At 70.3% G+C, this 8,090-nt stretch carries 4 protein-coding genes and 1 pseudogene; 3 read left to right on the top strand and 2 right to left on the bottom strand.

Annotated elements, in window-relative coordinates:
• The first annotated feature begins 42 nt into the window (after positions 1-42).
• Positions 43-204 (top strand): DUF2613 domain-containing protein, encoded by a 162-nt coding sequence (locus HQ325_RS12220; protein WP_285186808.1) that lies wholly within the window; start codon positions 43-45, stop codon positions 202-204.
• Positions 201-4,514 carry an alpha-(1->3)-arabinofuranosyltransferase gene (locus HQ325_RS22795; RefSeq protein ID WP_222630989.1) on the top strand — a complete coding sequence of 1,438 codons (4,314 nt, stop codon included), beginning with the start codon at positions 201-203 and terminating at the stop codon, positions 4,512-4,514. The genes HQ325_RS12220 and HQ325_RS22795 overlap by 4 nt, the downstream gene beginning before the upstream one ends.
• On the opposite strand, the pseudogene HQ325_RS22445 reads toward HQ325_RS22795, so the two are convergent.
• Positions 4,439-5,680 (bottom strand): annotated as a pseudogene (locus HQ325_RS22445) (acyltransferase family protein); the annotation flags it as partial. The gene HQ325_RS22795 and the pseudogene HQ325_RS22445 sit on opposite strands and share 76 nt — an antisense overlap.
• Before the next feature lie 138 nt (positions 5,681-5,818).
• Between HQ325_RS22445 and HQ325_RS12205 the strand changes: the two are divergent.
• The gene (locus HQ325_RS12205) at positions 5,819-6,952 is read left to right on the top strand and encodes a DUF3068 domain-containing protein (RefSeq protein ID WP_222629856.1); all 1,134 of its coding nucleotides are present in this window, start codon (positions 5,819-5,821) and stop codon (positions 6,950-6,952) included.
• Between the two features lie 105 nt (positions 6,953-7,057).
• Here the strand turns inward: HQ325_RS12205 and HQ325_RS12200 are convergent, their stop codons facing one another.
• A complete protein-coding gene (locus tag HQ325_RS12200; RefSeq protein ID WP_222629854.1) occupies positions 7,058-8,035 on the bottom strand; it encodes an alcohol dehydrogenase catalytic domain-containing protein in 978 nt (325 codons plus the stop codon).
• Positions 8,036-8,090 lie beyond the last annotated feature (55 nt).

Here is an 8,090-nt window from a genome sequence, read left to right as displayed (position 1 = left end):
AACGGGCAGGCCGGAGGCCGGTCGAGGTGATACGTTCTGCTCGTGAAATCCGCAGCGATCAGCGCCGTCATCGGCGTCGTACTGGGAGTGGCCGTGGTGTTCGGCGCCACCGCCGCCGCCTCGTCGAACACCCGCCCCGAGGTCGATCGTTCCGGTAACGCCGAGTCCTCCCTCCTCAACCAGGTCGAGTACGGCAGCCGCTGACGTCCGATGCTCCCGTCACCGCGCCCGTAGGGGCCCGGTGGCGTTTCTTCTCCGCGGTCGGCGCGCTGGTCCTGGCGTTTCTGCAGGCTCCCGGTCTGACCGTCGCCGACACCAAGTACGACTTGACGCAGAACCCTCTGGGGTTCCTCTCGCGGGCGTCCCATCTGTGGACGTCCGACGCCACCTTCGGCCAGGTGCAGAACCAGGCCTACGGCTACTTCTTCCCGCACGGGTCGTTCTTCGCCCTCGGTGACGTACTGGGACTGCCCGGGTGGGTGACGCAGCGCCTGTGGTGGGCCGTCCTGATCTTCCTCGGGTTCTGGGGTGTCCTGCGGCTGTGCGAGGCCCTCGGGGTCGGGAGCCGCGGGTCGCGGGTGGTCGGTGCACTCGCGTTCGTCCTCGCGCCGCGGGTGATCACCACACTGGGGTCGATCAGTTCCGAGTCGCTGCCGATGATGTTGGCGCCGTGGGTGCTGATCCCCCTGGTCCGGGTCTTCTCGGGCCGTGCCGTGAGTATTCCGCGGGCTGCGGCGTGTTCTGCGCTCGCCGTCGCGGCGATGGGTGCCGTGAACGCCGTGGCGACGGCGGCAGCCACCCTCGTGGCGGTCGTGTGGTGGCTCGCGCACAGACCGGACGCCCGGTGGCGACGGTTCTCCGTGTGGTGGATCGGGTGCCTCGTCGTCGCGACGGCGTGGTGGCTGGTCCCCCTGTTCATCCTGCGCGGTGTCAGCCCACCGTTCCTCGACTACATCGAGTCGGCCGGCACGACGACGCAGTGGACCTCGTTGGTCGAAGTTCTGCGCGGCACCAGCAGCTGGACACCGTTCGTCTCGCCGGAACGCATCGCCGGCGCGGTCGTGGTGACGCAGCCCGCCGCCGTGATCGCGTCCGCCGTCGTGGCCGCGGCGGGCATGGCCGGGCTCTGCATGCGGTCGATGCCGGCGCGCGGTCGGCTGACCCTGGTGCTGCTGATCGGGCTGATGGGCATGACCGCCGGCTACGTCGGCGGTCTGGCCTCGCCCGTTTCCGACGAGGTCCGCATGTTCCTCGACACCTCCGGCGCGCCGCTGCGCAACATTCACAAGCTCGAACCGATGATTCGACTGCCGTTGGCGCTGGGCCTCGCGCAACTGCTCACGTACGTGCCGCTGCCGGGTTCGGTGCCGTCCCCCCGCTGGCGTCGCGCGGCAGTGCATCCGGAACGGGAGCCACTCGTCGCATTCGCCGCACTCGTCCTGGTGGCGCTCACCGTCTCGACCTCGCTGGCCTGGACCGGTCGGCTCGCACCGCAGGGGGCGTACGAGGCGGTTCCCGACGAGTGGTCCGACGCGGCGGCCTGGTTGGCCGACCATGCGGGCGCCGGAGCCGAGCAGTCACGCGCGCTCGTCGTCCCCGGCGCACCCCTCGCCGCGCAACTGTGGGGACTGACTCGCGACGAACCGCTGCAGGCGCTGGCCTCGTCACCATGGGCCGTCCGGGACGCCGTTCCGCTGGTTCCACCCGGCGCGATCCGAGCACTCGACTCGGTGCAACGGCTCCTCGCGGACGGCAGGCCGTCCGACGGACTCGCCGACACGCTGGCGTCGATGAACATCCGCTACCTGGTGATGCGCAACGATCTCGATCCCGAGACGTCGCGCTCGACACGAACCCCGCTGGTGCACCAGAGCATCGAGAACTCACCGGGGCTGCGACGGGTCGCGACGTTCGGCGACGACGTCGGACCCGGACGGGTGGACGGCTTCGTCGCCGACTCCGACCTGCGACCCACCTATCCGGCGATCGAGATCTTCGAGGCGACACCCAGCACTCCCGCCGTCGCCGGCCCGTACACGGTGGTGGCCGACGACGTGCCCCGCGTCCAGGGCGGACCCGAGGTCCTCGCTCGCCTGAACGAGCACCGCGAGCGCGGCGGCCTGGACCCGACCCCGGCGGGGCCCGCGCTGCTCGACGGCGACGCCCGGGCTGCGGGACTCACGGTCGACGACGTCCTGGTGACGGACACCCCGATGAACCGCGAAGTGGACTTCGGCTCCGTCGATGATCACAGCAGCGCCCTGCGCGCACCGGACGACCCTCGCCGCACCCTCAACCTCGTGCCCGACTACCCCGTCCAGGGCACGCCGCTGGTCGAGGGCGCGTGGTCCGGCGCCCGAGTGTCCGTCTCCTCCGCGGCGTCGGACGCGACCCAGCTCGGCGGCGCGTCGCCCGGCAACGGTCCGGCGGCGGCCGTCGACGGTGACGCCGCGACGAGCTGGGTGAGCAACGGCCTCGAGAGCTCGGTCGGTCAGTGGATCCAGCTCGATCTCGAGCGCCCCGTACGTTCCGGCCTGCTCGAGCTCCGCACCAGCCCCGGAACCCTGGGGTCACCGGTGAAGTGGGTGGAGGTCGAGACGGACAACGGAACCGCGGCCGCACGCATCACCGAACCGGGCGCCCCGGTGACGGTCTCACTTCCCGCCGGCACGACGACGCGCATCCGGGTGACGGCCACTCAGACCGAGAACGGTTCCGTGGGAGCACAGTTCGGCGTCAGCGACCTCCGACTCACCGACTACACGGATCCCGATGCGCCGGCGCCGGTGATCATTCGGCACCTCACCGCGATGCCCGCTCCCGCTGACGGTGTCACGGTGACGGGATGGAATCTGGCACAGGAGCTTCCCGGCCGGACAGGCTGCGTGGACACGCCCGATCGGGTGCGCTGCGCGGGTGGTGTCGCCGTGGAACCCGAGGAGCTCGACAGTGTCCAGCGCACGCTCTCGGTTCCCACCGGCACGGCGGTGACCCCCGAGCTGTGGCTGCGCTCGCGTCAGTCGCCCGCGCTGGAGGACCTGCTGCACGACGCCACCCGCCCGCGGGCTCGGGGCGCGGCCGAGGTCACCGACGTGCGAGGATCGGCCTTCGCCCTGACCGACGGCGACGACCGTACGTCGTGGACCGCGAGCCAGGACTCGATCGACGGCCGGGCCGGAACGAACCCCACCGTCACTCTCGAACTGCCGCAACGTGTCTCGGTCGGTGGTCTCGACATCGCTCAGAGTCTCGGCGTACTTCCGGCCCATCCCACCCGGATCGCCGTGAACCTCGGTACCGGCCCCCAGGTCCGCGACGTCGACGCGGACGGCGACACCCGCATCTCCCTCGAGCCGGCGACGACCGACCGCATCACCGTCTCGCTCGTCGAGTGGGACGACGTACTCGACCGCACGGCACTGGGATTCGACCAGGTACGGCCTCCCGGTCTGGCCGAGATCACCGTGCTCTCCGAATCCGGTTCCGCGTTCGCTGGGGCACCGTTCGATCCCGACCGACCGATCGTGCTGCCGTGCGCGACCGGCCCCACCCTGAGCATCGCGGATCAGCTCGTCCGTACTGCCGTGTCGACGACCGCCGGGGCGCTGGCCACCGGCGCCCCGATCCGTGCGACTCTCTGCGCGGGCGATCTTCCCGTCGCGGCGAACGTCTCCACGCCGGTACCGCTTCCGGTCGGCGACCAGTCCGTGTCGGTCGACCCGGGAGACATCTTCACCGTCGACAGCGTCGCTCTCCGCGTGGCCCCACTGGAGCTGTCGTCGCGTACCGGGCCACGGCCCGTCGCCGTGAGCACGAGCACGTGGACCACCGACACCCGCCGAGTCCTGGTGCCCGGTGCCACCGCGGAACGCCTGCTCGTCGTGCCCGAGAGCACCAACCCGGGGTGGGTGGCCACGCGTCCGGACGGGGAGACACTCACACCGGTGGTCGTGAACGGGTGGCAGCAGGGGTGGATCCTCCCTGCCGGCCTCTCGGGGGAGGTGACTCTGACGTTCCCCTCGGACACCTGGTACCGGACGGCGATCGTCGTGGGCCTGGCGATGCTCGTGGCTCTGGCCCTGATGGCGATGCGACGGCGCACGCCGGCCACGCCCACCGACCCGACTCCCACGTGGCGACCCACCCTCGTGGGCCACGCGGGGCTGTTCGCCGCCGTGTGGGTCATCGGTGGTCCGGCGGCCGTGGGCTGGCTCGCCGTTCTCGCCGTGGCCGTCGCCGCCACCGACCACCGCTGGGGGCCTCGGGTTCGCGGTCGTGTTCTGGTCGCGGTCGCGGGGCTCGGGCTCAGTCTCGCCGGGGCGATGCTGTCGACCGGGCCCTGGCGGGATCCTGACGGCTATGTCGGGCACTCTGCCGTGATTCAGCTGGCGGCGTTGGCATCCGTCGGCGCTGTGGCGCTCGCGGCGCTTCCTTCCGTCGCCCGGATCCGGTCGGCCCTGCGCGCTTCCCGCGTGCGGAGTGCGACACGGACCGGCTCCTCCACCAACGCATAGCTCGCCGCGGCGACGGGCAACGTCAACACCGCCGTGGCACAGAGGACGAGAAGGAATCGGCCGCTGAACGGAGACACCCCCAGCATCGGGAACACCACGGCGAGCACGGCGAGGTGCCAGACGAAGATGCCGTAGGACCACCGGCCGATCATCAGCGCGAGCGGGCCCGTCAGCCACCGTGGAGGTACGCCCGCGCCGACGGCGAGTGGCGCGATGAGGCAGAACGCGACGACCGCGCCCAACGCCACCTTGACCGCGAACTGCCAGGCGGCCGGGGTCGTGAGGTCCTGCGCACCGGCGATCGGTGTCGACGATGCCGCGAAAGCGACCGCGGCGATGCCGGTGAGCAGCCATCGCCGGCTCGCGATCCTAACGACCAGTGGTGGAGCGGGCAGGTCGGAGACCGGTCGGGGTGGAGCGGGAAGGTCGGAGACCGGTCGGGGTGGAGCGGGCAGGTCGGAGACCGGTCGGGGTGGGGCGGGCAGGTCGCGCTGAGCTCGGGCGGCAGCCGCTTCCGCGATCACCATCCCGGCCGCGAACCACGCGAGGAAGCCGGGCAGCCAGTTCTCGATGTTCACGCCGTCCGTGGTGGAGATCGGAAGGAAGGTCCATCCCAGCGACAGGACGGAGACCCCACACAGCACCGGCGTCCGCAGACGTGCTCGAGGTCCGCGAAGCGTGGCCATAGCGAACCCGATGAACGGCAGCAGCAGGTAGAAGGCCACCTCGACGGACAGCGACCACATCTGGGTCATTCCCTCTGTCAGCGTCAGGGGAACGAACACCTGAACGAGCGTCAGATTGGCGGCCCAGAGGCCGACTCCGCCACCCGCGCCCGGAAGCAACGCCAGCACGATCACCACGACCACCCAGTACGCGGGGAGAACCCTCGCGGCCCGGTGCAGCAGGTAGCGGCGAACCGGCGGCGTGGGGCGTGATCCACGGGCTGCGGCCGCGTGTGGACGCCACAGGAGGAATCCGGACAGCGCGAAGAAGACCGCCACAGCGAGATCGAGACGAACCAGCAGGGGGCCGACCACGGGCACGCTGGTCGAACCTGTCTGGAAAGCGACATGGGTGATGAGAACCCCGATCGCCGCGACGCCCCGCATTCCTTCCAGTGCAGGCAGGAATGTATCGGTGCGATTCGTGTCCGGTGTGGTCATCGCCGGCAAGTCTGCCGTATCCGTCCCGGCAGGTCTGCCGTATCTGTCCGGGAAACCGCGCGGCCCAATACGTTAGTGTTCGACCCATCACGGCCGGTATGCACTGACAAGTGCACTTGCACAAAGGGGACCTCCAGTATGGCGAACAGATCCACACCGACGCGTGTGATCCCGCCGATCCTCATCGGGCTCGGAGCATTCTTGCTGGTCATCGCGATCCTGATACCGCTGTACACGGTCGGGCGCCTCGAGAAGACGCCGCTCGACCTGGAGATCACCAGCGTGTCCACCGGTACCGGCTCGGTGCTCGATTCGCGTTCGCTCACAGCGGGTTCCGCCGTCGTCGATCAGAACGTCCCCCTGATCTCCCAGCGCTTCGTCACCACTGAGGAGCCGTCCAACTCCGACGTCATCACCGTGCAGGCCGGCTCCTCGCTGCGGCGCACCGACCGCCAGGGCGACACCGGTCTGCTCACCGCGACCGTCGACCGTGTGAGCTTGGACCGCGTGTCCTCCATGCCGGTCGACCCGGTCGGATCCATCCAGAGCCAGGCCGACAAGCCTGCCGAGGAAGTGCCGCACACGGGACTGCAGTACAAGTTCCCGTTCGACTCGCAGAAGCAGACGTATCCCTTCTTCGACACCGTGGCCCGCGAGAGCTACGACATGACCTTCGTCGAGGAGACGCAGATCGAGGGCGTCACGGTCTACCACTACACGCAGACCATCCCCGCCGTGGACCTGTCCGCCGTCGTGGCCTCGCCGTCCAACAAGCTCGCACTTCCCGCCAGCACCTGGGGCGTCGAGGGCGGCGCCACGCCGATCACGATGACGCGGTTCTACGAGAACACCCGTGACATCTACGTCGAGCCCGTCACCGGCGTCATCGTCAAGGGCCAGGAGGACGTGCACCAGTACTACGCACGCCGCGCCGGAACCCCCGAGGTGGACGTGGTCAAGGCCGTCATCGGCTTCGACGACAACACCGTCACCTACCAGCTCGGTCGCGCACAGGACGGCAAGGACCAGATCGCCCTGATCGGCCGCACCGTGCCGATCGTCGCCGGCGTGCTCGGCGTCATCTTCCTGGCAGTCGGCCTCGTTCTGCTCCTGCGCGGCGGCCGCACCAGCCGCGGAACGCGTCCGGTGGCCGACGGTCCCGCGACCGGACCTCGAACCTCAGGCTCCGGCGCCGGCTCTCCCGCACCGGACCACGACTGGACGACGGACCGTACCGAGGAGATCCCCCGCACCAACCTCCGCAAGGACTGACGCCCCGCCTTCCCGTCTCGAATCGGCCGGCCTCCGGCCTTCCCGTCTCGAATCGGCCGGCCTCCGGCCTTCCCGTCTCGAATCGGCCGGCCTCCGGCCTTCCCGTCAGGGATACAACAGCGTCACTCCTGCAGACTCACCGAGGGCGTCCAGCGCGAGCTGGGCGTCCTCGAGTCGTCTGCGGGCTCCGATCATCGACTCCACGGCGGCGTGCGGGAGCGTGCGCAGCAGTTCGGGATACTCGTGAGCGGCCAGCCCGTGACTGCCGAGCACGTCGATCTCCCGCCCGATCACCACGTCCAACGACACGTGCGCGCCGCCGGGTAGCAACCCGATCTGCACGTGCCTGCCACGTCGCCGCAGACCGCGGATCGCCTCGTCCGCCAGCCCGGCGTGCCCGGAGCACTCGAGTGCGACGTGCACGTCGTCGACCGGCGCCTGCACCGTCCGAGACGCTCCGAGTCGGCGCGCCAGGTCCAAGGCCGACGTCGAGCGATCCACTGCCGTCACCTCCGCGCCGGCCCCGGACGCGATGATCACCGCGGACAGGCCCAGACCACCGCACCCGTAGACGGCGACGCGCTCGCCTGCCACCACACGCGCGCGCCGACGGACCGCCCGCCACGCGGTCGCGTATCGGCATCCCAGAGTGGCCGCCACGTCGAACGACACCTCGTCCGGCAACGCGATCAGGTTGGTCCCGGCGTAGCGCACCGCGACGAACTCGGCGTACGACCCGTCGTGGGTGAACCCGGGCTGTTCCTGACGGGGACACACCTGGTGGTCGCCGGCAGCACACGTCGGGCACGTCCCACACGCACACACGAAGGGGGTGGTGACGCGACGGCCGATCCAGTCACTGTCGACGTCCGCACCTACGGCGACGACCGTCCCCGCGAACTCGTGGCCCGGAACGAACGGCAGTCGCACGTCGCCGTCGTGTCCCTGCCAGGCGTGCCAGTCACTCCGGCACACCCCGGTGGCGGCCACCCGGATCACCGCACCGTCGGGGGCCGCGTCGGGACGGTCGATCTCCCGCACGGTTCCAGGTCGGCCGAACTCCTCGATCACCAGCGCACGCATGCACCGACACTACTTTTCGCACGACCGGCCTCCGGCCTGCCCGCTTCGAACGACC

Source organism: Rhodococcus sp. BP-349 (assembly GCF_019835845.1).
In the GTDB taxonomy this organism is placed as follows: Bacteria; Actinomycetota; Actinomycetes; order Mycobacteriales; family Mycobacteriaceae; genus Rhodococcoides.
The sequence above is the reverse complement of the archived record's forward strand: the minus strand, read 5'-3'. Positions and strand labels throughout refer to the sequence as shown.